Here is a 24,751-nt window from a genome sequence, read left to right on the forward strand (position 1 = left end):
GAACCTCAGCAACGCGCTCCGCTACGGTCGAGACCGCCTACGGCGCGCCGTCCGCGATCACGTGCTGGATGTGGACGAACTCCGCGAACGACATCGGCGCTCGTCCCTCGATCTTCTGGTGGATCTCTTTCGCATCTAGGTCGATCTCGAGGTCGCTCTCGACCGCGTCGACGTCGAGGACCGCCGTCGACATTCCCAACAGCAGGTGCTCGAGCGCCATCGTCACGATCGTCTCCGGATCGGGCGTGCCCTCCGCGAGCGCCTGTACCTGCGCCGCTTCTTCGAGCGTGAGATCGGGCAAGTCACCCGCCGAAAGCGCCTCGAGGGTCTCTCGCTCGAGGTCGGTGTCGGCCGCCGCGTCCGCGGCCCCACGCTGCTCGACGACCGCTGCGAGATCGTCCTCGTACTCGGCCCGGAGCGCCGCGGGCGAGTCGGGGACGGTCATCCGCTGTTCGTAGAACATACCGGAGACGACGGGAATACGGCAGAAAGGTATTGTGACCTTCGCCGACCTCCGAAACGAGAGTCGTTACCAATCACCGGGTGGAGAACGGATGCCTGCTCGAGCGGCGATGCGGCGTATCAGATCACCGAAACGTTAAACAGGAGCCACTCATATGGACGTGACATGAAAGTCTCCCTGATCGGAGTCGGTCAGGCCGGCGGAAACGTCACCGAACGGCTCGCCCGGTTCGACGCGGACATGGGCTTCGGAGCCGTCCAAGGTGCGCTGGCCGTCAACTCCGCGGAAGCCGACCTCCAGTCCCTCCAGTTCGTCGACACGCAGTTGATCGGTGCCGACCGCGTCAACGGCCACGGCGTCGGTGCCGACAACGAACTCGGCACGGAAGTAATGCAGTCGGACATCCAGCAGGTGCTGAACTCGCTCGACGGCCGCGTGAGTTCGAAATCCGAGGCGATCTTCGTGGTCGCCGGCCTCGGCGGCGGTACCGGCAGCGGCGGCGCGCCCGTGCTGGTCCACCACCTCCAGCAGATCTACGACGTTCCAGTCTACGCCCTCGGCGTGTTGCCGGGCCGCAACGAGGGAGCGCTCTATCAGGCCAACGCCGGCCGCTCGCTGAAGACGCTGCTGCGGGAGGCCGATTCGACCTTGTTGATCGACAACGACGCGTGGCACGAACAAGGCGAGAGCGTCGAAGGCGCGTTCGACACGATCAACGAGAAGATCGCAACGCGGGTCGGCCTGCTCTTTGCCTCCGGCGAGGCCGTCGACGGCGTCGGCGAGAGCGTCGTCGACTCGAGCGAGGTCATCAACACCCTCCGTGCGGGCGGCGTCGCGGCGCTGGGGTATGCCACCGAAATCGCGAGCGAGGACAGCAGCGAGAACATCACCACCACGATGACTGTCTCGCGGCAGGCGCTGCTGACCGGGACGAGCCTGCCCGACGCCACGAAGGCCGACTCGGCTCTGCTGGTGATCGCCGGCGATCCCGACGCGATTCCGCGGAAGGGCGTCGAAAAGGCCCGCCACTGGCTCGAGGACGAGACCGGCAGCATGCAGGTCCGCGGCGGCGACTTCCCGCTCGACAGCGACCGCCTCGGTGCCCTGGTCTTGCTCGGCGGCGCGGAGCGGTCGGATCGCATCCAGCGGTTCATGGACCGCGCTCGCGAGGCCAAGAAAGAACAGGAGGCGGAATCGACCGACCACGCCGACCAGTTGACCGACGACCGGCTCGAGAACCTCTTTTAGACCGTTCTGAACCGTCGGAAGGGCTTTTTACCTCGGGTTCGCTCACGGTCGTAATGACCGACGAGTGGACCGCCGGGGTCGTCACGGACCGCGGCGGTGACGACCCGCCGTCCGTCGCGGAGTGGCGACCGGTTTCGGTCCCCGGCCGACCGGCCGCGGTCGCCGGCGAGGGACCGATCGCGTACCGAACGACGGTCGCGGATCCCCGAACCGATGCGACCGAGCGCGCCCTCCTCGACGTTCGCGGGGCCTACGACCGGGCGACAATCTGGATGAACGGCACGCGACTGACCACACACGAGCCACACTTCGTTCCGGCCCACCTCGAGTTCGATCCCGAACCCGAGAACGAACTCCTCATCGTCTGCAAGCGGCCCGATGCCTTCGCCGGTATCTACGGCACCGACGCGGTTCCCGACCGCCTCGGCACGCCGGGGATTTGGTGGGGTCTCGAGGTCGAGTCGCGACCGCGAACCTTCCTTCGGACCGTCGAGGCCCGGCCTCGGTTAGGGCCGGACTCGAACTCGGGGGAGAACATCGACGCGACCGCAATCGCGGCTGCGAACGCGATCACCGACGGTGCGGGTGCCGCGATCGACGTGACACTCGAGATCGACGCCGGAGCCTCGATCGACGACGCGGTGACGCTGTCGCTGCGCCCGGAGGGATTCCGCGGCGGCGCGTCGATGGAGCGCGTCCCGGTCGAGGCCGACGCGGGCGAGCGAACCACGGTTTCGAAGACGATCCCGATCCGGGAGCCGTCGCTGTGGTGGCCCCGCGAGCACGGCCCGCAGAACCGGTACACCGTCCGAGCGAAACTCGGCGGCGACGCCGTCGAACGGACCGTCGGCCTCCGCCGGGTCGAACGCGATAGTGACGGCCTCCTGGTCAACGGTCGACGGGTCCGTGCACGCGGCTTTACGCGCCTGCCCGGCGGCGACCCCGGCAAGGACGTCCGCCGCGCCGTCGACGCGAACGCGACGTTGCTTCGGCCGCGCGCACACGTCCCGCCGCAGTCGTTCTACGAGGCCTGCGACGAGGCCGGGCTCCTCGTCTGGCAGGACCTGCCCGCGAGCGGGGCAGCCCTTCCCACCGATCGGGGGAGGGAACTGGCGGCCGCGGTGGCGCGCGAATACGGCTCTCACCCCAGCCTCGCGGTGTACGGCGTTCGGGACCTCCCGACGGATCCGTACGCCGACCCCCTCGGGAGCGGCCTGCTCGCCAAGCTCGCCCTCCGGTACCGAGCGTGGCAGACCTCGATCGATCGCGACCCCGCCGCCGCGATCGCCGAGGCGCTCCCCGACGGGGTACCGATCGTCCCGGTAACCGGCCCGCCCGGGACCGACCCGGACGCAGCCCGGCTCTTTCCGGGCTGGCAGTACCTCGAGGCCGCCGATATCGACTGGCTGCTCGAGACCTACCCGTCGCTCGGCGAGGTCGTCGGCGGCTTCGGTGCCGGCTCGATCGTGGATGACGACGCCGATCTCGCGGCGATTCCGGGGCTCGAGCCGGCGCTGCTCGAGCGGGGAGCCGACGACGCGGCGGGGTCCCAACGTGAGCAGGCGCGAACGCTGAAGACGGTCGCGGAGGCGCTCCGGCGGCGGGGCTGTGGGGTCCTCGCGGCGTCGACGCTGCGGGACGGTACACCAGGCGGCGGGATGGGCATCCACACGGCCGACGGCGAGCCGAAGCCGGCCGCCGAGGCGATCGCACAGTCGTACGAACCGATTCAGGCCGTCCTCGACGGGCCGGCAGCCCCCGGAACGGTCGGCGTGACGCTCTGTAACGACACCCACGAGGCACTCGAGGCGGTCGTCGGCTGGCGGGCTGGTGAGACGACGGAGACGGAACGAGTTAGCGTCGACCCGCTCGAGACGGCGGCCGCCGGAACGGCCCGGATTCCGCGGGACGCCGACCGGGTCGACCTCGAGGTCGCGGTCGACGATCGGACGATCCGTAACCGGTATCATTTATAAGCTACCGTCGGGCCGTGTTAATCCTCAACAAGGGGTAACGAGGCCCCTGTCAACCGGTTTCAGGGGTCTGGCGACCGGTACATTTAAATTATAGGGGCCAGTAGTATCTGTCACCAGAACGCCACCGGGGCGCGTATCGCTCGACGATCGATGACAGGAAATCTTATTCACCGAGGTTTCGCAGATCGTGAGCAGTCGCTCCGAACAGTCGACCGATCTCTCCTGAGTCACTCGCCGAGCCGTCGGCATCCGACTCGAGCGATCGCTCGACTGTTCCCCCGGTGCGGGTATGGCACAGAGGTTTGACTAACATGGTAGACGAATCGAAGAACATCGAACTGACAGAGGACGACTTAGAAAACAAATCGAAGGGACAGCTCATCAAGATGGCCGGTCAACTCCGAGACCGGCGAAACGAGCTGAACCAGATGGCCTCCGACCGGGCCTCCAAACGCGACGATCTCAACGCGAAGACCCGCGAGAAAGTCGACGAGGCCCAAGAGCACCGCGAGCAACGCGACGAGCTCAACGAGCAGGTCCAAGAACACAAAGAGAGCCGCAACGATCTCAACGCCGAGGCCAACGAACTGTTCGACAAGGTCGAGCAGCTCAAATCGGACATGGAGCTCGACGAGGGCAAGGACCTCGAGGAACTCGAAGAAGAGATCGAGGAACTCGAGTTTAAGCAACAGACCGAGGTCCTCTCGAGCGAGGACGAGAAGGAACTCATCGAGAAGATCGAGAACAAGCGCGAGGAGTACGAGGAGCGCAAGCAGAAACTCGATCAGAACGAGGATCTCGAGGAACTCGTCGAAGAGGCCGAGCAGGTCCGTTCGGACGCCTCCCAGCACCACCAGAAGGTCACGGAGCTCGCGGACAAGGCTCAGGAACACCACAACCAGATGATCGAGGCCTATCGGGAGGCCGACGACATCCGTGACGAGGCCGACGAGATGCACGAGAAGTTCGTCGAGGCCCAGGAGGCCGCCGACCGGCATCACGAGGACTTCGTCCGCGTCCAGAAGCGCCTGCGCGAACTGGACAAGAAGGAAGAAGAGGAGCGCAAGTCCGAGCGCGACAAGAAGAAAGAAGAGGCCAAAGAAGAGGCCGAGGAAATTTATCAGAAGTTCAAGGAAGGCGAGACCCTCGACACCGAGGACCTGATGAAGCTCCAGAAGACCGGACTGCTCTAAGTCGATCCCGTCTACCGCGATTTTGCTCCCCGAGTTTTCGGGGTTCTCGAGCGCTCGTGTAGCGCCCGCTCTGTGTCTCGGCCGGCCGCGACCGGGCCCGGGTGCGACGTCCGGCCGCCCGTCGTGACACGTTCGATGACGTTCTCATTTCGTGTAATTGAATCGTATTCTTTTGTCCGCCCGCGTATTCGATCCGCTCGAGTCCCCATATGACAGCCAACGAGCAGCGACCGGCCGAGCGCCCGACTCCCGAAGAACGGCTCACCGAGTTCTACGCCGCCTTCAACCGCGTCGTTACGGGCCGGGACGACGCGGCGGAACTGGAAGCGACACTGACGGATGACGTGACGTGGATCGACGCCACGCCCGGCGAGCGGGCCGAGCGGACCAGTTCGGGAATCGACAGCGTTCTCGAGAGCGCGGTGCGGGAACCGGCCCGACGAGCCGACCACCTCCAGGCGCTTCCGGAACGGTTCATCGACGCCGGCGAAACGGCGGTCGTAGCCGGTGCTTACGTCGGAACGGTCGGCGAGGACGCCTTCGACATCGCGTTCGCCCACGTCTTCGACCTGCGAGACGGACGGATACGGCGGTGGACGGCGTACAGGGATTCCGCGCTTGAACGGCGGGTATTCGATGCCTAACGCCGCGTCTCTCGGAGGAAACGGGAGCGCCGCTCGAGGCCGCTAAGTATCCGATCTATAACAATGCAACAAGACCCCCAGCTATCGGCTATGCAACGACACAGGGACGACGCGAGCGTGCTCGTGCCCGGCATCGACGCGCCGAGCACCGTCGCCTGTCTCCGCTCGCTCCACCCGCGCGGCGTTCGGACTATCGTGGGTTCGGAGTCACGGTCGACTCCGGCGGCCAGCTCGAGCTATCGCGACGAGTTCGTTCGCCTGCCGGATCCGGAGACGGATCTCTCCGGTTACGGAGACGCGCTGCTTTCGCTCGCCGAGCGCCCGGACGTACAGACGATTATTCCGGTCCGCGAGGAAGACATCTACGTTCTCTCACAACGCAAAGAGGAGTTTGCCGCGGAGATCGCGACGCCGTGGCCGGACTTCGAGACGCTCCGACGGGTCCAAGACCGCGTCGAACTCTTCGCGGCCGCCGACGCGGCCGGGGTTGGTGCCCCCGAGACCGCCCTCCTCGATCAGTGGGACGACTGGAGTCAGGAGACAATCGTGAAACCGCGCTACACCGTGGCCTCGCCCGCCTACCTCGGCGCACGGTTCGCCGACGCCGAGATCGGCTCGACGGAGTACCAGCGCCCGGACACCCGGCCGGATCCGCAGGCGGTCCTCGAGAAGCGCGGGCACGTTCCGATCGTCCAAGAGCGGATCCCCGACTCGCGGGAGTTCGGCTTTTTCGCGCTCTACGACCGCGGGACGCCAGTCGCGACCTTCCAGCACTGCCAGCGCCGGGGCTGGAAATACTGCGGCGGTCCGAGCGCCTACCGGGAATCGGTCCACATTCCCGAACTCGAGACCGCAGGCCGGGCCCTGCTCAGCGAACTCGACTGGCACGGGCTCGCGATGGTCGAGTTTCTGCGCGATCCCAGCGACGGCGAGTTCAAGCTGATGGAGATCAACCCGCGGTTCTGGTCGTCGCTCCCGTTTTCGGTGCGAGCGGGTGCCGATTTTCCCGCCTACTACTGGCAGTTGGCGATGGACGAGCCGATCGCGACGGACCCGACCTACGAGGTCGGGATGGGCGGGCACCTCCTCCGGGGCGAACTCAGCTACTTACACAGCGTCGCGACCGAGGAGTACCCGCTCGTTGAGCGGCCGTCGCTCGGGGCGGCCGCACGCGAGGTGGCCACGTCGCTCGTCGATCACCCGCGATTCGATTACGCGGTCGCCGACGATCCGGTACCGTTCTTCCAGGACGGCGTGAACCTCGTTCGGGCGTGGCTAGATAGCCGGTCCGACGAAGAGCCCGCGACCGAGACCCAGCGGGACGCCGAAACCGGAGCCGAGATCGAGACGGAAATCGGGGACGGCGGCACGGAGCCGTCCGAGACGGGGCCGCCGGCGGAGGGGGACCCGACGCGGTCGGCCCAGACCGACGGCGGGTCCAGATCCGACTCGAGGCGGCGCTGACGGGGCGGACCCGCGGGTAGCCGAATGCGATCGCGAACGAGTGGTTCGTTCGCGTGTTATTTCGAGGGGGCCGACTCCGCGGGAGAGCTCGAGTCAGAGAGCCACCGCTCGAGCGAATACCGGCCGCCCGTAGCGAGAAGGATACCCGAGAAAAACGCTCCGAGGACTTCGACCCACGCGCCGCTGGAAACGAGTACACCGATGCTCCCCCCGCCAGCGGCGGCCAATAGCACCCGTAGTATCGTCCGATCCCACACGTACTCGATGACAGTGCCGCCCGTTCCGAGAGCGGCAGCGGCGAGGAGAACGACCGTATTCGTCTCGATCTCGCCGAGTCGGCCGGTGATGGCGGCATACGTTCCGAGGACGAACATCCCGCCCCCTGCGACGAGTAGTTCTCTCTGCAGCTGATCCATCGATTGGGAATATTGTTCGCCGTTAGTTAAAAATCTAATACGTTCCTCTCGGAACGTCAACGCTTAACGGGACTCGCTCCCAGATATCGGTATGACTCGAGGTGCTATCCGTGGTCAGTAGCGACGGTCTCAATCGACTCCTGACGGTCGTCCTCGGCGGGTTCGCGTCCGCAGCGGTCGCCATCGCCTTCTTTATCATCTACCCGGAGACGCTGACGGATCTGTTGGGCGTGCTGGTCGCGCTCGCGGCCGTCCTCGTCGGTCTGCGGTTCACAAGCAACGCCGCCAGGTCGCTGTACCCGAGCTACGACGTCGCCGAGGTCGCCGTCGAAGGGCCGATCAGTCGCGACGGCGGCGGCGGACCGCTCCCGACGAGTCCCGGCGCGACGCCGGCCGACGACGTCGTCGACCAAATCGACCGTGCGAACGAAGATGAGAATGTCCAGGCGCTCCTCCTGAAGCTCAACACGCCCGGCGGCGAGGTCGTCCCCAGCGACGACATCCGGCTCGCGGCCGAGCGTTTCGACGGGCCGACGGTGGCCTACGCGACCGACGTTTGTGCCAGCGGCGGCTACTGGATTGCAAGCGGCTGTGACGAACTCTGGGCCCGCGAGGGCTCGATCGTCGGCTCGATCGGCGTCATCGGCTCCCGGGTCAACGCCAGCGACCTCGCCGAGAAGGTCGGCCTCTCCTACGAGCGCTTCGCCGCGGGCGAGTTCAAGGACGCCGGCACCCCGCTGAAGGAACTCGAGGACGAGGAACGCGAGTACCTGCAGGGACTGATCGACGACTACTACGACACTTTCGTCGAGCGGGTCAGCGACGGCCGCGATCTCGAGCCGGCGTTCGTCCGCGACACCGAGGCGCGGATCTACCTCGGTGAGGAAGCCCACGAGATGGAACTGGTCGACCATCTCGGCACGCGCCGGGAGATCGAAACCGAACTCGCTGACCGTCTCGAGACGGACGAGGTGACCGTCGAGGAGTTCGAACCCGAGCGCCCGCTGATGGCCCGCGTCGGTGCGGGTGCCCAGCAGGTCGCCTACGCCTTCGGGGCCGGCATCGCCGGGCTCGGCGACGGGCGCGGCTTCCGACTGCGGAGCTAATTCGAGATCGGCCGCTCGAGCGGTCGTCCTCGCAGTCGAGACGGACCGAGACCGTTCGAACGAGTAAGTGGTTTTATCGTTGCACAGAATGGATCGGCTACCGTGACAACGCTGGTCGTCTGTCTCGACCGGACCGACGACGTGGGCCGCAAGACCGGCCTCCGTTCGCCCGTCGTCGGCTGGGAGGCAGTCCGCGCGCTCGTGACCGATGTCGGCCTCGCGGATCCGGAGGACTCGGGAGTCAATACCTTACTCGAGTCGCTGCGGGTCGCCCAGAACCTGCGCGACGAAAACGAGGAGGTCGTCGTCGCGGTCGTCTCCGGAGATCACGAATCGATGGTGTCGGCCGATCGGGCGGTCGCCGAGCAACTCGACGACCTCATCGCCGACTACGAGCCGGACTCGGCGATCGTCGTGACCGACAGTGCCGAAGACGAGCGGCTGATCCCGATCGTCGAGAGCCGCGTCCGCGTCGACTCCGTCGATCGAGTGGTCGTCCGGCAGGCCCGCGACATCGAGTCGACGTACTACTTGCTCAAGCAGTTCCTCGCGGACGAGGAGCTCCGCCAGACTGTCCTCGTCCCGATCGGGCTGACGCTACTGGTCTTTCCGGTGCTCGCGACCACTGTCGGCCCCGCGATGGGCGCAGCCGCAATCACGACCGTCATCGGCCTGTTCCTGCTCTACAAGGGCTTCAATATCGACGAATTCCTGACCCGATTCGCCCACCAGACGCGGGAATCGCTGTACTCCGGACAGGTCTCGGTCGTCACCTACGTGGTCGCGGCCGGGCTAACCTTCGTCGGCCTGTTCGTCGGTGCGCTCGCCGTCTCGAACCTCGGCGACACGCCGGGATTCGTGATCCCCGCGACCCGATTCGCATTCGATAGCGTCCCGTGGCTCGCGATGGCCGCGCTGACCGCCAGCGCCGGCCGACTGCTCGACGAGGCGATCAGCGACGACCCGATCCGGACGTCGTTTCTCAACCTGCCGTTTATCGTCGTCGCCGTGGGACTCGTCGTCCGCGGGTTCGCCGCGTACTTCCTCGAGCAACAGGAGGTCATCGACTCCTTTGTCGTCCCGGCGTACGAACTTGGCATTCTCTCGAACGAGCAGTTCGTGATGGGGGCCGGCGAGCGACTCGCGCTGTTCGTCGTCACCGCCATCGTCGTGAGCCTCGTCGGAGCCAGAATCGCGTCCTCGGTCAGCGGCTCGAGCGACGCCGCCGAACGCAGCGACGGCGGCTCGGACGCGCCGCTCGCAAACGGCGGCGCGGCCGATACGGGCGGCGACCGCGAACCGGACCCCGGCGCTGACGCGGGCGCAAACACCGAGGCCGATCCGATACCGGATGTAGCCGATCCCGAGCGCACCGACGGCGGTTCCGACGCGAACGCGAACCCGGATTCGTCCGAAGACCGGAACCGCTGATCGGGTCGGACTCGGTATCCATTTACCCGTCCCCGCCGACCACCGACCATGAGCGACGCAGACGGCGCGTGGGTGAGCCTCTTCTCGGGCGGCAAGGACTCCTCGTGGGCGCTGTACCGCGCCCTCGAGGCGGGGCTCCCGGTCGAACGGCTGGTTACGGTCCACCCGGCGGGCGACTCCTACATGTATCACGTCCCCGCGACCGAGTTGGCGGCACTGGCCGCCGAGAGCACCGGTATCGAACTGATCGATGTCGAACCAGACGACTTCGCGGCCGACGCGGCCACCGACTCGGGCGCGCAGGGCGACGACGAACTCGAGCCCCTCGAGGCTGCCCTCGAGAAACTCGACGAGGAACTCCCGGGCGGCATCGCGGGCGTCACTGCGGGAGCCGTCGAGAGCGAGTACCAGACGAGTCGCATTCGGGGGATGTGCGACCGACTCGACTGCGACCTCTTCGCCCCGCTCTGGCAAGAGGAGCCGCGGGAACTGGCCGACGCGATGCTCGAGGCCGGCTTCGAGATCACGATCATCCAGGTCGCGGCCCATGGATTAGACGAGTCGTGGCTCGGCCGGACCCTCGACCGCGAAGCGATCGACGAACTCGAGGCGCTCAACGAGGAGTACGGCGTCCATATTTTGGGCGAGGGCGGCGAGTTCGAGACGTTCGTGGTCGACGGGCCGCACATGGATCGACGGATCGACCTCGAATACGAGACCGAGTGGGACGGAACGCGAGGACGGTTGCGGATTACGGATGCACGGTTAGAATAGGCTATTGTACCGCGAGTGAGCGGGGAAGCGGCGAACGGCCATCGGCCGTGAGACAGCGAACGAGCGGGGTTTTTTGGTCCAAATTTTTGCTCGAGCGGTCAGCCGGAGGCTGACCCGAGAAGGAAAAAAGGTGGTTCTGAGACGTTCGTGGTCGACGGGCCGCACATGGATCGACGGATCGACCTCGAATACGAGACCGAGTAGGACGGAACGCGAGGACGGTTGCGGATTACGGATGCGAAATTAGAATAACGCCCTCCGAAAGCTGTCACGATTCGAACGTGTTTTATAACGCGACTGTCGTAGTAGCGACGCATGACCTCGAGGCGGCACCTCCTTCGGCGGGGGATCGGACTCGCGGCGGCCGGAAGCGTCGCGGGCCTCGCCGGGTGTAACGATACCACGGCGAGGGATACGGAGTCCGAAACTGACGGCGGACCCACGAGCTACACGGAGTGGCTGTTCGATCCGTCCAATCGCGACCTCTCCGATGTCCGGTTTGGCTACACGGATGTCGCTGGACTCCTCGAGACCGATGCGTTCGCGAACGCCGACGCGATGCGAGAGTCCTATCGGGACGTGTTCGGCGAGCGGTTCGACATCGAGTCTGTCGCCTACTCGCTTACCGTCGACCGGCTGTCCGTTCTGTCGGGCGAGTTCGACGGGAGTACGATTGCGGCCGACCGCGGTCTCGAGGACGACGGGCGGTACGGGGAGTTCGAGGTCTACACCGGCGCTCCCGGGGGGTTCGCGTTCGCGGCGACCGACGAGTACCTCGTCGCCGCCACCGATCCGGCCGGCCGGGAGCGCGGTCCTCGAGCGGCCCTCGAGTCGGCGATCGACGCCGCCAACGGCGACGGCGATCGGTTCGTCGACGAAAACGACGAGTTCTCACGGCTGGTCGCGGAGCTACCGCCCGGCGCGATCGTGAGCGGGTCCGTCGCGAGAGAGACGGAGGTGGAGGTCGGCGGGACCGACCCGCACGTCGGGGTCGGCTCGTCCCAGCGGTTCGCCGACGACCGATTGACCACCGTCGGAGTGATCCGGTACACGGACGAGGCCGCCGCCGACGCGGCTGACCTCGAGGCGGCGGCCGACGACTTCGCGGAGGACGCTGCCACCGTCACCGAGATCGTACGAGAGGGTCGAACGGTGACTGTTACCGTCGAAACAGCGCCCGAGAACGTGACGCTAAATCTCCCCTGAGAGCCACCGGGAGCCACAGTGGCCGGAATGCAACAGCCCCAATGGCAAAGCCCGCGCCGGTCGGGAGCACGACACTCGAGGCGCTAATGACCCTCGCCGATCGGATGAACCTTCCCCGCAGCAATCATCGAGCCCTTCGAGACGACGAACGCGGCGAAGACCGGACTCGACGAAGTGCGGGATCTACTCGCGTGAGTCCGCAGAGCCCGAACGGGCCGCCTCGTCGATCGGTGTTTCGTGTCTTCGGGCCACCGCCTCCCGTTCGTCCGGATCCGTCGCCGCCCACCACGCGAGTCGATCGATCTCGAGTGCCGTATACGGCGACGTGATCGACAGCCACTCGCCGGACGCGATCGTCCGCAGGTCGGTCGCGGTATCGAGCGACGACGACGCGAGTTCGCCATCGATGGCGTCGATCAGGGCCGCGACTGCCGGCACGGGTCTGATCGTCCCGACGCCGGCGAGTTGGCGCAGGTACTGGAAACTCGAGGGGCCGACGCCGGCGATCGAGCCGACGGGATCGTCGGCGTATCGGTACTGATCCGCCTCGCTCGCCCACGCGACCAGCGCGTCCAGATCGTCGGCTTCCGGTCGCTCCGCGAAAACGCGAGCGGCCTCGAGCAGGACGTATCGGTTTCGCTCGGCACCGAAGGCGGCCGCGAGCGCCTCGTCCTCGCGCTCGAGTCCGGCGAGGGCTGCAAACGAGTCGACGGGACCGGTCGCGACGAACGCCTCGTGAAACCGGGTTACGGCCGGGACGATACCGTCGAGAAAATCCTGTCCCGTCGTCGAGACCGCGGCTTCGGCGAGGAGCAATACGGGATCGTTACCGGTCCAGCGCCGGTATTCGCGGAAGTCGGCCGCGAGTTCCTCGTATGGCACGTTGTCGGCGTACGGCTCGAGGACCGCTCGGACCGTCTGGTCGGAGCTCATCGCGTTGTTCGAACATGTCACACGGGCGGCGTATAGCTGTACGGGTAGTAACGTGCTCGAGCCCGTTACTTGTCCGCGCCGTTCGTGATCGTCGTGTGGGCACCGATGAGCGCCCCGGCGAGATCCAGATCCTCGATGTGGGTCCCTTGATCGATGATCGAGCGGCGGATATCGCCGTTTTGGACCGTCGCTTCTGGGAAAATGACCGTGTGCTCGAGGTCGGTGCCCTCGAGGGTCACGCCGTCCATCACGTGGACGTTCTCGCCGATCGTGGTATCCTCGAGCGTCGCCGAGTCGGCGACCAGCGACTCCCCATCCAAGTGCCACGCGACGGCGTCGAGGTAGCTCTCGGGGGTGCCGATATCGAACCACGCGCCCTCGAACGTGTAGGCGTAGGTCGCTTCGCGGTTTTGCAGCCACTGAACGAACCAGCCCGGCTCGTCGGGGTTGTTCCCGTCCTCGAGGTAGGTCGGGAGCAGATCGAGCGATTCGCGGGGGAACGCATAACAGGCGATCGAAACGAGCGTGCTCTTCGGGTTCTCGGGTTTCTCCTGAAAGTCGACCACTCGGTCGCCGTCGAGTTCGACCAGCCCGTAGGATTTCGCCTTCTCGCGGGAGCCGACGTCGTAGGCTGCGAGGGTGGGGGCCTCTTGCTCCTGGAAGTAGTCCAGGAACGCGGAGACGTCGAAGCTCATCAGGTTGTCCCCGGCGATGATCAGCAGGTCGTCGTCGACATCCTCGCGGTCGATCAGCTGTGCGAGCGCGCCGACGACGCCGAACTTGTCGTCTTCTTCGGTCGTCTCCTCGACCGAGAGCTGGGGCTTCTCGAAGTCGCTGTCGGCGAGGTGGGCCTCGAAATCGGGCGCGAATCGCTCGTTCGTGCTGACGTAGACCTCCTCGATCCGATCGTCAGCCTCGAGTTCGGCGAAGATGCGATCGACGACGGTCGACTCGCCGATCGGGAGGAACATCTTGGGCCGGTGTTTGGTAATCGGCCACATTCGCGTCGCGTACCCGCCTGCAAGGACGACGGCCTTCATGCGTCGATGTTCACCTGCACCGGGTAAGTTACTTGCCCTTTCACCGGTTTGTCACGCCGCTCGAGTCGCCGACGCGAGCCCCCACGTGGTGACCGACGGCGGACAGTATAAATATGCGACCGCCGTGAGCCAAGGTATGCGAGAGGCCGACGAAACGACGCGACAGCGACTCGCCGACTCCCTCCGCGCCGAACCCGCGACCCCGAGCGAACTGGCGACCCGACTCGATCTGACACCCCACGCGGTGATCGGCCACGTCGAACACGTCTCCCGATCGGTCGAGGGGACCGACGAACGGCTGCTCGTCGCGCCGCCGACCTGTCGAGACTGCGGGTTCGACGACTACGACGACTTGTTGAATCTCCCCTCGCGGTGTCCCGACTGCAAGAGCGAGTCGATCGACGAGCCGACCTTTACGATCGAGTGAACGGGTGCACAGTCGTCGCGAGGTGACTGTCACCGAGGAGCGATAATTGCGGGTCCGATTCGATACTAATATTTAGGGCGCAGGCGAGAACCCGACACGAACACTCGAGCGAACGGCGGCCGTCGAACCGCGATATCGTCCGTTCTCCGCTGCGGCCGTTCGACTCGAGACCCACGAATACATGACTTCCAAATCCCACTCGGAGCGCGACTGCGTCGAGTTCGTCCGAACGGTACTCGACTGGCTCGACGACCACGACGAGTCAGACGCGTCGACCGAGTCCCTCGACGACGCGTTCGCACTCCTCGCGGACCAGCGCCGTCGGCTGCTGCTCGCAGTCATGCGGACCTACGGCGAGGAACTCACACTCCCCGATGCGGCCGAGGAAGTCGCCGTTCGCGAGACGGGCCACAGCGTGACGAACATCTCGGCCGAGCGGGTCCAAGAGGTCTATCTCTCCCTCTACCACGACCACCTCCCGCGGCTCGTCGACGCCGGCCTGCTCGAGTACGATCAGGAGCGGGACCTCGTCGCGCCTAACGCCGTCTAGAACTCGACGTTCGAGGTCGAGGTCCGGTCGAGGTCGTCGCTCTCGAGTGGGCCGGTGCCGACGAACTCGTAGGCCTCGTCGGTCAAGTAGATGTCACTGTCCGAGACGGTGATCTCGAGGTCGCTGAGATACGCGCCTTCGCAGGGTCCGAACGTACAGCGCCCGGAGTCGGCCTCGAAGTACGCACCGTGGTTCGCACAGACGAGTTCGCCGTCTCGCATCGGCGCGCCCGATCCCTTGTCCAGTTTGATGTGCGTGAGATGCTGGCAGTAGTTCAGCCAGCAGGCGACGCCCTCGTCTGTGTCCGCGTCCGCGACGAGGATCGCTTCCCGTTCCTCGCCGGCCTCGTCGGCGACGCGAAACAGAAACGTCGAGTCATCGGGGACCGCCGAAAGCGCCGTGATCCGTCCTGTCTCCATCATCAACCAGTTACGAGTCGGTCATCCTGAACGTTACGGAGAATCAAGGAGAAAGCCCCGTGCTTTAGCGCGGGGAGGATGTCAAGACAACGAGCGAGCAAATGTCTGACGGAGTTTTAACCCACTCTCTGTCCAACGCCGCCTATGGACTCCCTTCTCATCTACGGCTCCTACGGCTACACGGGGCAGCTGATCGCCCGCGAGGCCGTCGCGCGGGGTGGCTCGCCCGCTCTCGCGGGTCGGAACGGCCGTGCGGTCGCCGCCCAAGCCGACGACCTCGGCGTCGAGGGTCGGACCTTCGACCTCGAGTCGGCCGATGTCGCCTCCCATCTCGCGACGTTCGATGCCGTTTTGAACTGCGCCGGTCCGTTCGTCGAGACGGCCGAACCGTTGGTCGAGGCCTGCCTCGAGACCGAGACGGACTATCTGGATATCACGGGCGAGTTTCCGGTATTCGAGTGTCTCCGCCAGCGCGACCCCGCGGCTCGAGCGGCGGGGATCACGCTGCTTCCCGGCGTCGGTTTCGACGTCGTGCCCTCGGACTGTCTGGCGGCCTTTCTCGCCGAGCAACTCCCCGATGCCGACCGGTTGGCGCTCGGAATCAAAGGCGGCGGCGGGATCTCGCGGGGCACCGCCCGAACGCTCGTCGAGCACCTCGGAAGCGGCGGCGTCGTCCGGCGGAACGGCCGCCTCATTCAGGTCCCGACCGCGTTCCGAACGCGAGAGGTCGACTTCGGCGACGGCCCCGAACACGCCGTCACGGTCCCGTGGGGCGACGTCGTCACCGCCGCCCACAGCACCGGTATCGAGTCGGTCGAAGTCTACGCCGCCGCGCCGTCGTGGGCGACCAGAGCCCTGTCGGCCGTCGACTCCCTCGAGTGGCTTCTCGATAGTCGTCCCGTCGAGGGGTTGTTGAAGCGACTGATCGACGCCCGCCTCGACGGGCCGGACGAACAGCAGTTGGCGACCGGCAGCGCCGTCGTCTGGGGCGAGGTCCGCGACGAGGCCGGCGACCGGCGCGCCCGCGCACGACTGCGAACGCCGAACCCCTACGCGCTCACCGTCGAGTCGGCGGTGACGGCCGCCGAGCGAGTGATCGAGGGCGACGATGTGATCCCGGCCGGCTTCCAGACGCCGGCAAGCGCGTTCGGGAGCGAGTTCGCACTCGAGTTCACGGGAACCGAGCGAGAACTGGTCGAGACACCGGCCGAGTCTGGTGGGGCGAGTCCGCCGGCCGTCGAATCTGACGACTGAGTCACCCTCGCTATCGCGTCGAATTTTACGACCCGCAACTGAAATCGAACCCGTTCAGTCACTGAACGGGTTTTTATCCCACCGTTTGTATCAATCGGTATAGATGCCTTCCACTCGGCAGACCCTGCGCGACCGGTTCCGTGACGATCTCCGCTCCGGATCTCTGCCGGTCCTGCTCACGGTGATTCCGGTCGCGATGGCGGTCGGCATTGGCAGCGCGTGGTACTGGGGCGAGTTCGCGGCCGGTTTTCTCCTGCTCGTCACGATCGGCGTGCTCGTCCCCTCCGCACACGAAGCGTACGGCCCGCGAGGGCAGTCGTGGTCGCAAGGTGTTCTGTGGACGTTCGCCGCATCGGCCGTCGCCACCGGTCTGTTTGCGGGCGGCTATTTTCTCGCCGGAACCCTGCTCACCCAGTCCATCCATCGCGCGATGGTCGCGTTCCTGTGGACGTATCTCGGTGGCGGTTCCCTGCCCTGGCTGCATCGTCGGGTCGGTGATCGGCCTCAGCCTTCGTAACATGACTCCTCGACGCGTTCGTCGTACAGTCCCGCCAGTCGATCCGTGACCGGACCACCGCCGATAGCGTGCCCGTCGACGGTCGCGATCGGCCGAACTTCCCACGTGCGATTCGTGAGAAACGCTTCATCGGCCTCGAGCACGGCCGCCCGCTCGTACCGTCCCTCCCGGACCGAAATCCCGGCGTCGCGAGCCAGTTCGAGGACGATCTCCCGCGTGATTCCCGGCAGCACGGGGCCGTCGGTCGACGGCGCGTGCACCGTCCCGTTGCGGACGAAAAACAGGTTGCTCGTGGCTCCCTCCGCAATGTTCCCCTCGAGATCGCGCATGAGCGCCTCGTCCGCGTCGCCCTCGAGTTCCGCGCGAGCGAGGATCTCGTTTAGGTAGTTGTGGGTCTTGGTCCCGGCCGGGATCGCCTCGTCGGGGACCCGCCGCGTTTCGACCGTCTGGGCCGTCGCCGGGACGTCCCAGACGGACTCGCCCTCGAGGCCGCCCCGCGGAAGCGGCTTGACGTAGATCACGACGGTCGGATCGACCTCGGGCTGGGGCGTGAGTTTGCCCGGCTGCACCCCGCGCGTAATCGAGAGGCGAACGTAGGCGTCCGCGAGGTCGTTCGCCGCGAGCGTCTCGTCGATCCGCGAGCGCAGGTCCGCGGCCGACAATCCGTGCTCAAGTGACAGGGACTCGCAGGTTCGCTCGAGGCGTTCGACGTGGTCGTCCCATGCAAATACCGTGCCGCCGTAGGCCCGAAGCGTCTCGAACGCGGCGTCGCCGTACCGGAACCCGCGGTCGTCGACGCTGACGGTGGCATCGCCCGCGGGGACGAGGTCGCCGTCGACGTGGTAGATGAGGTCGTCGCTCATTCTCGGTTTGCACCCAGATCGGTCGCCGCGGCGAACCGACAGAAGTTCTCGATCATCCGCTTGCCGAGCTCGAGCGAGATGTCGTCGCCGGTCCCGTCGTCCGTGCTGCTCGTATCATCTGTGCCGTTCGCCCCGTCCGACCCGGTCGTCGCGTCGGCGTGGGCCCGCGTGAGAATACTCTCAGGATGGAACTGCACGCCGATATGGGGTTTCTCGCGGTGGCGGACCGCCATCAGGACGCCGCGCTCGTCTGCCGTCCGGGCGGTCTCCTCGAGCGACGCCGGCAGGTCCGTGCGCTCGACCGACAGCGAGTGGTAGCGCCCGACCTGGAACGTCGACGGGAGTCCGTCGAAGAGCACCGTGCCGTCGTGGGTGATCGCCGACGGCTTTCCGTGGACGACATCGGGCGCGTGGACCACCGGCGCGCCGTTGGCCGCACACAGCGCCTGATGACCGAGACAAACGCCGAGAATCGGGTACTCGGTCTCGGAAAACAGCGGCATCGAGACGCCCGCCTCCTGTGGCGTTCCCGGTCCTGGCGAGACGACGATCCCGGTCGGCTCGAGGTCGCGAACGCCCGCGATGTCGATCTCGTCGTTCCGTCGGATGATCACCTCGTCCGCGAGTTCGCCAACGTCCCGCGGCGACGCCGCGGGGCCCGCCGAAGCGATCGCTTCGGCGACGTACTGGACGAGGTTGTACGCGAACGAGTCGTAGTTGTCCACGACGAGAATCCGGGTTTCGGCTGCGGACTCAGTCACCGGTCTCACCCCCGTCGGCTCGCTCCGAGTCCGCTTTGTCCGCTGCCTCGAGCCCCAGTTCGGCCCGTTCGCCGAGCGCGTCGTCGACGGCCGTGATGAGCGCGCGGGCCTTGTCGAGGGTTTCGTCGTACTCGCGGTCGGGATCGGAGTCGTGGACGATGCCCGCACCGACCCGCAGGTGATACTCGTCGGCGTGACGGACCAGCGTCCGAATGACGATGTTGAGGGTGGCTCGGCCGTCGAAGCCGAAGATGCCGACGCTGCCCGTGTAGGGACCGCGACGAGTCGCCTCGAGTTCGTCGATAATCGCCATCGTCCGCGGCTTCGGCGCGCCGGTGATCGTGCCGCCGGGGAACGTCGCCGCGACGGCGTCGGCCAGGGTCGCGTCGGGCCGCAGCCGGCCGGTGACGTTCGAGACCAGATGCATCACCTCGGCGTAGCGGTCGATCCGGCGGTACTCCTCGACGTCGACGGAACCGTAGGCACAGACTTTGCCGAGGTCGTTGCGCTCGAGGTCGACCAACATGGCGTGTTCAGCGCGTTCTTTTTCGTCCGTCAGTAGATCCTCCTCGAGCGCGTCGTCGTCCGCGGGCGTGTCTCCCCGCGGGCGCGTGCCGGCAATGGGTTCGGTTCGGACGAAGTCACCCTCGCGCTCGAGCAGCAGTTCGGGGCTCGCACTCACCAAGTCGGCCGCTCGGAACTCGAGCAGACAGGAGTAAGGGGCTGGGTTGACCCGCCGCAGGGCGTCGTAGGCGGCGACCGAATGGACCGCGGCGGGTGCGACCAGCCGCTGCGATATATTCGCCTGAAAGGTGTCGCCGTCGCGGACGTACTCCTTGACTCGGCGCACACGGTCGGCGAACGCCTCGCGGCCGCAGTCGCTTTCGAAGGTCGCTTCCGGGCTCGAGACCGGCGGCTCGCCGATCTCGGCGTCGCCCTCGCGGACGGCTCGTGCGAGGTCCAGCGCCCGCTCGCGGCCGCGTTCGTAAGCCGCCTCGAGGGCGGCGGCTGCGGGTTCACCGTCGGCGGGATCGACGGGAACCCGCGGGCAGGCCGTGATCCGCAGCGTCACGTCGCCCTCGGTCGGCTCCTCCCACGCGACGAGCCGGTCGTAGACCGCGACCTCGAGCCGGGGCAGTCCCCGGTCGTCGACGGCCGAGTCGGGCAGGGCCTCGAGTTCGCGGGCGATGTCGTAGGCGAGCCAGCCGACGGCCCCGCAGGGGTAGGGCACGTCACAGTCGCCGCGTGCGAGCCGGTCGCCCGCGAGCAGCCCCTCGAGCGCGGCGAGGCTCGGCGACCGCTCGTCGTCTCGAGCCCGCAGAGTCGCGTCGGCACCGACGGTGAGCCGGTCGACCGGATCGACGCCGAAGTAGCCCCAGCCGGGCTGGCCGCCGGTCGTCTCGAGGAAGGCACCCCCGTCGCTGTCGCGTGCTCGCCGGTAGGCGACGAACGGATCGTCGACGGTCGCGCGGACTTCGACCGGGACGCGGAGTCCGGCCTGCGTCGGCGACGCGACCTCGTCCGCAGCCGATGCGCCGCTGTGGTCGCGAACGGCGGCCCGAAACGAGTCGAGCGTCGTCACGACGCGCGGTTCGCTCATGTGCGTCGAGACGGACCCGGTCAGTAATTCGCTTGCGGTTCCGGGCCTCGCCAACGGCGAAGATTTGCACAACGGGCGAACACAGCGCGAGTGACGAGCGAGAACAACGTCGAAGAGAGAGCGAGAAAGCAGAGACGAGAGAATGGGGTCGACGGTCGGGGCGGGGTCGATTACCGGACTTCGGCGCGGTCGATCCAGCCCTGAATGCGCTTCTCGGAAATGTCGGTCTGTTCGGATAGTTCGGCGGCGTCCGCGGCGGCGAGTTCGCCGACGGTGTCCACACCCGCCCCGGCGAGCCGGTCAGCATAGGCCGGGCCGATTCCCTTGATCACGTCGACCGACTCCCCGCTGGACTCGTCGGTCTCGGGTTCGGCTTCAGTCTCAGCCTCGGCCTGCTCGGATTCCTCGAGTTCTTCGGGTTCGGCCTCGCTCGCGTCGACCGCTGCAGCGCCGGTATCCGATTCCGCGTCGGGTCCGTCGACAGTCTCGTCGGCGTCGTCACCGCCGCTCGAGGCCGCGTCCTCGTCGGTCTCGGCCGTGGCGTCCGGCTCGCTCTCGGCGGCTGTGTCCGCCTCGTCCGTCTCGGTGTCTGCGGCCGGTTCGGCGTCAGGTTCGGCCTCCTCGACCGGCGACGACTCTGCGGTTTCCGCCGGCGGCTCCGTCGTCGCCGAAGCCTCGTCCGTGTCCGTCTCAGCCGTTTCCGCCGGTTCGACGGTCTCGGCCGAAGCCGCGGCCGATTCCGTCTCTGGTTCGGTCGACTTCGATGTCCCCGAGCCCGTCGCGGCCGATTGTGGTGGCTCGCTGGCTCCCGTCGAACGCCCGCCGGTCGCCGAGTCGTCTCGATCCGGGCCGACACCACTCCCGTCGCCCGTCGACCCTTCCCGTTCGACCGTTACCCCGACCTCTCGAGTGCCTCCCCGCTCCGAGTCCGACTCGTCGAACCCCAACAGGGACTTCAGCTTTTGGAGGATTGCCATTATCTCGATGTAGTCGGCTCCGGCACTTAAATTCGCCTGATACTGACAGGGAGGGGAGCTATCGTGTCCGTTCGCTTACAGCCGCGAGCGCAGCGCCTCGTTCATCACCGCGACCGGCGCGTCCAGTCCCGTCCAGATCTCGAAGGCCTCGACGCCCTGATAGAGCAGCATCCACGCGCCGTCGACGGTCGTCGCCCCGGCCTCGGCGGCGTCGGCCAGTAGCCGCGTCTCGAGCGGCCGGTAGACTGCATCCAGTACCGCTAGATCTCCGTGGAGCGCGTCGGCGGGTACCGGCGTCGCGTCCTCTTCCATCCCCACGCTCGTGGCGTTGATCAGGATGTCAGCGTTGCCGACCAATTTCTCGAGGGCCGTGAGCCCGTGGCCGGTAGCCCGCGGCACCTCGTCGGCCAGTTCGTGGGCCGTCTGCTCGGTCCGGTTGGCGATCGCGACAGTCGCACCGGCGTCCGCGAGACCGAAGGCGACTGCCCGCCCGGCACCGCCGGCACCGACAACGACCGCTCGGGCGTCCTCGATGTCTACGTCGTGATCGCGCAACGCGCGCAACGCGCCGACGGCGTCCGTGTTGTACCCCGTCGGCGGTCCCGACCCCGAGAAGTCAATCGTGTTGACTGCGCCGATCCGGGCCGCAAGATCCTCGGGTGCGACGATCTCGAGGGCGTCCTGCTTGAACGGGATCGTCACGTTCAGCCCCGCGATGCCGAGCGCGTCGGCACCCTGAACGGCGTCTTCGATATCCTCCTCGTCGGGTTCGAAGGTTACGTAGCGCGCCTCGAGCCCGAGTTCGTCGTAGGCCGCCTCGTGCATCGGCGGCGACAGCGAGTGGCCGACCGGGTTGCCGAGCAGACCGTATACGTCCATAGCCATTTCGCCTGACACTCGAGGCGGCGGGACTATAATCGGTCTGGCTTCGGACGGTCTCGTCGCTTGTCGAGTCGGCTCTCGAGGGGCGGCTCGAGCCGTCGTCGAACGCGATGCGCTCGCCGTTTCGACGGAGCGTGACGCGTCGGCGGAGTCGCGAGCGTGTCCCGTTCGGTATCGGGCCAACGGCGGTCACGCGAGCCGGTCCCGTTTCGGGCCGTTTTTCACCGCGTCCTGAGTAGCCGACCGCATGCTTTCCGGAACGCCGTTGTTTCTCCTCTTGCTGGCGGGCGGAATCATCGCGCTGTACGGCGGTGCCGAATTGCTGGTCGCGGGCGCGGGTCGGCTGGCGCTCGGGATCGGACTCCGGGCGACGACCGTCGGCGTGACGGTGGTCGCGTTCGCGACGACCGCGCCCGAACTGTTCGTCTCGACCATCGGCGCGCTGAACGTCTCGACCGACATCGGCCTCGGTGCCGTCGTCGGCTCGAACATCGCGAACATCGGGCTCGTGCTCGGGGCCGCCGCCCTGATCAAACCGCTTCCGATCGGGGAACGGGTCATGCGCCGGCACGTCCCCGTCATGATTCTCGCCGCAGTCTTGCTGGTCGCACTGGGTGCGAACGGCCGAATTGGCCGCCTCGAGGGAGCGATTTTCCTCCTCGTCCTCGCCGGATTCACGGCGTTTCTCCTCTATTATGCCAACGTCGATCCCGCGCCGATGGCGGACGATCCCGACGCGGGCGATGGCGTCTCGCTCCGGGACGTAGCGCTCGTGATCGGCGGATTGGTCGCGCTCGTCATCGGTTCGCGGTGGCTCGTCGCCGGCGGGACGGGGCTGCTGTCGGCACTCGGCGTCTCGGATCTCGTGATCGGCTTGACGGTGCTCGCCCTCGGCACGTCGCTCCCGGAACTGGCCGCCTCGGTCGTCGGGGCTGTCCGGGGCGAGACCGAGTTCGCGATCGGTAACGTCGTCGGCTCGAATATCTACAACATTCTCGCGGTGTTGGGGATTGTGGCCCTGATTACCCCGATCGAGATCCAACCCGCGACGCTCAGATTCGAGCTCCCGATTATGATCGGCTTTACCGTCGTGCTGGTCGGAATGATGGGGTACGGCCGTCGGCTCACCCGGATCGACGGTGCGGTCCTCATCGCCGGCTATCTCGGCTTTATCTCCCTATTAGTTCCCTGATCGCTCGCTTCGAAGCGTCCGTCAGAATTCCCGCGTCGCTTCTTCGAGAGTCACAACGGCAGCGGCGTCCCGTCGCGTTCGTCGCCGGTCGGCGTCAGCCGATCGAGACGCGGCCCCAATTGCTCACGGACGACCGAGACCAGCGCGTTCGCCCGGTCGTCGCCGGTGATCGCGCCGACCCGCGACTCCCCGCCGGGTCCCGATTCGTCGATCGTCACCAACATGGCCGACTCGCGGTCGGCGAAGACCACGCAGCCGTGGCGTTCCCCCTCCATCGGGAAGGTGAGCCAGTCGAACTGGGGCTCACAGACGGTCGCACTCGGCACCGCCGACCGGACAGTGTCGCGGACCCGCGGCGACCGCGATGCGACGTAGACGTCGACGCCCCGGTCGGCCGCCGCCAGCCAGCGCTCGAGACACGCCGGCCGGATCATCTCGCCGGTCGGCACCATGACGAACAGCTCCTCGTCCGCCTCGTCGGCGATTTCCCGGCCCCTGTCCAAGACGTTCGCTCGCCCCTGCAGCGTCCAGCAGGTATCCGTACGGATGTCCGTGCCGTCGCCGTTTCCGGCCGTTTTCGGCGCGGTCGACGCGGTCCCGAACTCCTCGATCGCGGCACCCGTTTCGGCCGTGTCGGCCTGCCGGTCCGCCGCGTCTCGGACGAGATTGGCGGCATCGTCGAGCGGGCCGTCGGCGAGCCAGTCGACCTGCCACTGTGGCGCGTCGGTCGCCAGTTCGACCCCGTTCGCGAGGTCGTCGTACGCCACGAGCCCCGCGTCCGAGAGTGCGGGGAGGTGTTCGTGGGCGAGCGCCGTCGCAACGGTTCGACACTCCGCCTCGGTGACGTCGACCAGTTGCGTTCCGTCGCCGCCCTCTCGGGCGACGACCGCCGCAGCGAGGTCGGCGACCGCGACGGATCCGCGCCGCCTCGCGAGCGCGGCGCAGACGGCACGGCTACGCGGATTTCGAAGCGCCGTGAGCGTTCGGTTCAGCGTCGCCTCGTCGACGGCAACCGTCTCGCCGGTCGGGTCGGTGAGAAGTGATTGGACCCAGTCGAGATCCAACAGCGGATGGTCAGCGAGCGCGACCCTCGTCGCGTCATCGCTAGCGGGGTTGCACAGGACACCGCTGTCGATCAGCCGCGGAACGTGGTTGTGAAGCAGCGAAACGCGAACCCCCTCACACTGGTCGTCGGTGACGATGGGACAGTTGTGCTCGAGCGTCGCGACCTCGGTCGCGAGCGCGGCGATCGACATCGGGTCCGACGCCGACACCGGCGTCACATCGCCGGCGGACGTCCCTTCGCGATCGAGCAGCACAGCGAGTACGTATCGCCGCTCGGGCTCCGCGAGGATGTCCAACGCGGTCGCCATTTCGGTGTCCGGGAGCGAACTCATTGGTCGCTAGAGACGGTT

The 24,751-nt window shown here is 66.8% G+C and carries 25 protein-coding genes; 14 read left to right on the top strand and 11 right to left on the bottom strand.

Going from position 1 to position 24,751, the window contains the following annotated elements:
- Positions 1–37: 37 nt before the first annotated feature.
- On the bottom strand, positions 38–463 hold the full coding sequence (locus ACJYUO_RS00720) for a DUF5791 family protein (RefSeq protein ID WP_494343509.1): 426 nt from the start codon (positions 461–463) through the stop codon (positions 38–40).
- Positions 464–628: 165 nt separating this feature from the next.
- On the opposite strand from ACJYUO_RS00720, the gene ACJYUO_RS00725 reads away from it, so the two are divergent.
- From ACJYUO_RS00725 to ACJYUO_RS00745, 5 genes are all read left to right on the top strand, one after another.
- Positions 629–1,711 (top strand): tubulin/FtsZ family protein, encoded by a 1,083-nt coding sequence (locus tag ACJYUO_RS00725; protein ID WP_494343510.1) that lies wholly within the window; start codon positions 629–631, stop codon positions 1,709–1,711.
- A 53-nt stretch (positions 1,712–1,764) separates the two neighbouring features.
- The gene (locus ACJYUO_RS00730) at positions 1,765–3,687 is read left to right on the top strand and encodes a glycoside hydrolase family 2 protein (protein ID WP_494343511.1); all 1,923 of its coding nucleotides are present in this window, start codon (positions 1,765–1,767) and stop codon (positions 3,685–3,687) included.
- A 311-nt stretch (positions 3,688–3,998) separates the two neighbouring features.
- Positions 3,999–4,880: a coiled-coil protein gene (locus ACJYUO_RS00735; RefSeq protein ID WP_494343512.1), complete on the top strand. Its 882-nt coding sequence runs from the start codon at positions 3,999–4,001 to the stop codon at positions 4,878–4,880.
- A 209-nt stretch (positions 4,881–5,089) separates the two neighbouring features.
- Positions 5,090–5,524, top strand: a complete 435-nt coding sequence (locus ACJYUO_RS00740; RefSeq protein ID WP_494343513.1) for a nuclear transport factor 2 family protein — start codon at positions 5,090–5,092, stop codon at positions 5,522–5,524.
- A gap of 90 nt (positions 5,525–5,614) precedes the next feature.
- Entirely contained in the window at positions 5,615–6,988 is a 1,374-nt protein-coding gene (locus tag ACJYUO_RS00745) for a carboxylate--amine ligase (protein WP_494343514.1), read from the top strand.
- A 56-nt stretch (positions 6,989–7,044) separates the two neighbouring features.
- Here ACJYUO_RS00745 and ACJYUO_RS00750 read toward each other — a convergent pair whose 3' ends face one another.
- Positions 7,045–7,404, bottom strand: coding sequence for a hypothetical protein (locus tag ACJYUO_RS00750; protein ID WP_494343515.1), 360 nt, complete (start codon positions 7,402–7,404; stop codon positions 7,045–7,047).
- Positions 7,405–7,514: 110 nt separating this feature from the next.
- Here ACJYUO_RS00750 and sppA point away from each other — a divergent pair, with 110 nt between their 5' ends.
- The 4 genes from sppA to ACJYUO_RS00770 all read left to right on the top strand — a co-directional run bounded on the left by sppA (position 7,515) and on the right by ACJYUO_RS00770 (position 11,921).
- The gene (sppA, locus tag ACJYUO_RS00755; RefSeq protein WP_494343516.1) at positions 7,515–8,510 is read left to right on the top strand and encodes a signal peptide peptidase SppA; all 996 of its coding nucleotides are present in this window, start codon (positions 7,515–7,517) and stop codon (positions 8,508–8,510) included.
- Positions 8,511–8,612: 102 nt separating this feature from the next.
- Positions 8,613–9,941, top strand: a complete 1,329-nt coding sequence (locus ACJYUO_RS00760) for a DUF373 family protein (RefSeq protein ID WP_494343517.1) — start codon at positions 8,613–8,615, stop codon at positions 9,939–9,941.
- A 48-nt stretch (positions 9,942–9,989) separates the two neighbouring features.
- A complete protein-coding gene (locus tag ACJYUO_RS00765; RefSeq protein ID WP_494343518.1) occupies positions 9,990–10,715 on the top strand; it encodes a diphthine--ammonia ligase in 726 nt (241 codons plus the stop codon).
- Between the two features lie 315 nt (positions 10,716–11,030).
- Positions 11,031–11,921, top strand: a complete 891-nt coding sequence (locus tag ACJYUO_RS00770) for a hypothetical protein (protein WP_494343519.1) — start codon at positions 11,031–11,033, stop codon at positions 11,919–11,921.
- Positions 11,922–12,104: 183 nt separating this feature from the next.
- Here the strand turns inward: ACJYUO_RS00770 and ACJYUO_RS00775 are convergent, their stop codons facing one another.
- Together ACJYUO_RS00775 and ACJYUO_RS00780 are read right to left on the bottom strand one after the other, a co-directional pair.
- Positions 12,105–12,854, bottom strand: coding sequence for a hypothetical protein (locus ACJYUO_RS00775; RefSeq protein ID WP_494343520.1), 750 nt, complete (start codon positions 12,852–12,854; stop codon positions 12,105–12,107).
- Between the two features lie 65 nt (positions 12,855–12,919).
- Positions 12,920–13,894: a nucleotidyltransferase family protein gene (locus tag ACJYUO_RS00780; protein WP_494343521.1), complete on the bottom strand. Its 975-nt coding sequence runs from the start codon at positions 13,892–13,894 to the stop codon at positions 12,920–12,922.
- 136 nt (positions 13,895–14,030) lie between these two features.
- On the opposite strand from ACJYUO_RS00780, the gene ACJYUO_RS00785 reads away from it, so the two are divergent.
- On the top strand, positions 14,031–14,321 hold the full coding sequence (locus ACJYUO_RS00785; RefSeq protein WP_494343522.1) for a transcriptional regulator: 291 nt from the start codon (positions 14,031–14,033) through the stop codon (positions 14,319–14,321).
- A gap of 181 nt (positions 14,322–14,502) precedes the next feature.
- Positions 14,503–14,871 carry a DUF7344 domain-containing protein gene (locus ACJYUO_RS00790; RefSeq protein WP_494343523.1) on the top strand — a complete coding sequence of 123 codons (369 nt, stop codon included), beginning with the start codon at positions 14,503–14,505 and terminating at the stop codon, positions 14,869–14,871.
- On the opposite strand, the gene ACJYUO_RS00795 is transcribed toward ACJYUO_RS00790, so the two are convergent.
- Positions 14,868–15,290, bottom strand: coding sequence for a Rieske (2Fe-2S) protein (locus ACJYUO_RS00795; RefSeq protein ID WP_494343524.1), 423 nt, complete (start codon positions 15,288–15,290; stop codon positions 14,868–14,870). The two genes, ACJYUO_RS00790 and ACJYUO_RS00795, sit on opposite strands and share 4 nt — an antisense overlap.
- Positions 15,291–15,434: 144 nt before the next feature.
- Between ACJYUO_RS00795 and ACJYUO_RS00800 the strand changes: the two genes are divergently transcribed.
- Entirely contained in the window at positions 15,435–16,544 is a 1,110-nt protein-coding gene (locus ACJYUO_RS00800; protein WP_494343525.1) for a saccharopine dehydrogenase family protein, read from the top strand.
- A 103-nt stretch (positions 16,545–16,647) separates the two neighbouring features.
- Entirely contained in the window at positions 16,648–17,061 is a 414-nt protein-coding gene (locus ACJYUO_RS00805; protein WP_494343526.1) for a hypothetical protein, read from the top strand.
- Here ACJYUO_RS00805 and ACJYUO_RS00810 read toward each other — a convergent pair.
- From ACJYUO_RS00810 to ACJYUO_RS00830, 5 genes are all read right to left on the bottom strand, one after another.
- Positions 17,049–17,924, bottom strand: coding sequence for an aminotransferase class IV (locus tag ACJYUO_RS00810; RefSeq protein WP_494343527.1), 876 nt, complete (start codon positions 17,922–17,924; stop codon positions 17,049–17,051). The genes ACJYUO_RS00805 and ACJYUO_RS00810 overlap by 13 nt on opposite strands.
- Positions 17,921–18,685, bottom strand: coding sequence for an anthranilate synthase component II (locus tag ACJYUO_RS00815; RefSeq protein ID WP_494343528.1), 765 nt, complete (start codon positions 18,683–18,685; stop codon positions 17,921–17,923). Before ACJYUO_RS00815 ends, ACJYUO_RS00810 begins: the two co-directional genes overlap by 4 nt.
- The gene (pabB, locus tag ACJYUO_RS00820) at positions 18,678–20,285 is read right to left on the bottom strand and encodes an aminodeoxychorismate synthase, component I (RefSeq protein ID WP_494343529.1); all 1,608 of its coding nucleotides are present in this window, start codon (positions 20,283–20,285) and stop codon (positions 18,678–18,680) included. Before pabB ends, ACJYUO_RS00815 begins: the two co-directional genes overlap by 8 nt.
- A gap of 170 nt (positions 20,286–20,455) precedes the next feature.
- Complete coding sequence (locus tag ACJYUO_RS00825; protein WP_494343530.1) at positions 20,456–21,262, bottom strand: helix-hairpin-helix domain-containing protein; 807 nt, start codon at positions 21,260–21,262, stop codon at positions 20,456–20,458.
- Between the two features lie 75 nt (positions 21,263–21,337).
- Positions 21,338–22,141: a shikimate dehydrogenase gene (locus tag ACJYUO_RS00830; RefSeq protein WP_494344411.1), complete on the bottom strand. Its 804-nt coding sequence runs from the start codon at positions 22,139–22,141 to the stop codon at positions 21,338–21,340.
- A gap of 250 nt (positions 22,142–22,391) precedes the next feature.
- Here ACJYUO_RS00830 and ACJYUO_RS00835 point away from each other — a divergent pair, with 250 nt between their 5' ends.
- Positions 22,392–23,336, top strand: a complete 945-nt coding sequence (locus ACJYUO_RS00835; protein WP_494343531.1) for a calcium/sodium antiporter — start codon at positions 22,392–22,394, stop codon at positions 23,334–23,336.
- Positions 23,337–23,386: 50 nt separating this feature from the next.
- On the opposite strand, the gene ACJYUO_RS00840 is transcribed toward ACJYUO_RS00835, so the two are convergent.
- The gene (locus ACJYUO_RS00840; RefSeq protein ID WP_494343532.1) at positions 23,387–24,733 is read right to left on the bottom strand and encodes a DUF7344 domain-containing protein; all 1,347 of its coding nucleotides are present in this window, start codon (positions 24,731–24,733) and stop codon (positions 23,387–23,389) included.
- Positions 24,734–24,751: the final 18 nt, after the last annotated feature.

Source organism: Natrinema sp. CRL1, assembly GCF_059162405.1.

Coding starts and splice junctions, on each gene's coding strand:
- ACJYUO_RS00720 (WP_494343509.1), bottom strand. CDS start 463: ATGTTCTACGAACAGCGGATGACCGTCCCCGACTCGCCCGCGGCGCTC.
- ACJYUO_RS00725 (WP_494343510.1), top strand. CDS start 629: ATGAAAGTCTCCCTGATCGGAGTCGGTCAGGCCGGCGGAAACGTCACC.
- ACJYUO_RS00730 (WP_494343511.1), top strand. CDS start 1,765: ATGACCGACGAGTGGACCGCCGGGGTCGTCACGGACCGCGGCGGTGAC.
- ACJYUO_RS00735 (WP_494343512.1), top strand. CDS start 3,999: ATGGTAGACGAATCGAAGAACATCGAACTGACAGAGGACGACTTAGAA.
- ACJYUO_RS00740 (WP_494343513.1), top strand. CDS start 5,090: ATGACAGCCAACGAGCAGCGACCGGCCGAGCGCCCGACTCCCGAAGAA.
- ACJYUO_RS00745 (WP_494343514.1), top strand. CDS start 5,615: ATGCAACGACACAGGGACGACGCGAGCGTGCTCGTGCCCGGCATCGAC.
- ACJYUO_RS00750 (WP_494343515.1), bottom strand. CDS start 7,404: ATGGATCAGCTGCAGAGAGAACTACTCGTCGCAGGGGGCGGGATGTTC.
- ACJYUO_RS00765 (WP_494343518.1), top strand. CDS start 9,990: ATGAGCGACGCAGACGGCGCGTGGGTGAGCCTCTTCTCGGGCGGCAAG.
- ACJYUO_RS00770 (WP_494343519.1), top strand. CDS start 11,031: ATGACCTCGAGGCGGCACCTCCTTCGGCGGGGGATCGGACTCGCGGCG.
- ACJYUO_RS00775 (WP_494343520.1), bottom strand. CDS start 12,854: ATGAGCTCCGACCAGACGGTCCGAGCGGTCCTCGAGCCGTACGCCGAC.
- ACJYUO_RS00780 (WP_494343521.1), bottom strand. CDS start 13,894: ATGAAGGCCGTCGTCCTTGCAGGCGGGTACGCGACGCGAATGTGGCCG.
- ACJYUO_RS00785 (WP_494343522.1), top strand. CDS start 14,031: ATGCGAGAGGCCGACGAAACGACGCGACAGCGACTCGCCGACTCCCTC.
- ACJYUO_RS00790 (WP_494343523.1), top strand. CDS start 14,503: ATGACTTCCAAATCCCACTCGGAGCGCGACTGCGTCGAGTTCGTCCGA.
- ACJYUO_RS00795 (WP_494343524.1), bottom strand. CDS start 15,290: ATGGAGACAGGACGGATCACGGCGCTTTCGGCGGTCCCCGATGACTCG.
- ACJYUO_RS00800 (WP_494343525.1), top strand. CDS start 15,435: ATGGACTCCCTTCTCATCTACGGCTCCTACGGCTACACGGGGCAGCTG.
- ACJYUO_RS00805 (WP_494343526.1), top strand. CDS start 16,648: ATGCCTTCCACTCGGCAGACCCTGCGCGACCGGTTCCGTGACGATCTC.
- ACJYUO_RS00810 (WP_494343527.1), bottom strand. CDS start 17,924: ATGAGCGACGACCTCATCTACCACGTCGACGGCGACCTCGTCCCCGCG.
- pabB (WP_494343529.1), bottom strand. CDS start 20,285: ATGAGCGAACCGCGCGTCGTGACGACGCTCGACTCGTTTCGGGCCGCC.
- ACJYUO_RS00825 (WP_494343530.1), bottom strand. CDS start 21,262: ATGGCAATCCTCCAAAAGCTGAAGTCCCTGTTGGGGTTCGACGAGTCG.
- ACJYUO_RS00830 (WP_494344411.1), bottom strand. CDS start 22,141: ATGGACGTATACGGTCTGCTCGGCAACCCGGTCGGCCACTCGCTGTCG.
- ACJYUO_RS00835 (WP_494343531.1), top strand. CDS start 22,392: ATGCTTTCCGGAACGCCGTTGTTTCTCCTCTTGCTGGCGGGCGGAATC.
- ACJYUO_RS00840 (WP_494343532.1), bottom strand. CDS start 24,733: ATGAGTTCGCTCCCGGACACCGAAATGGCGACCGCGTTGGACATCCTC.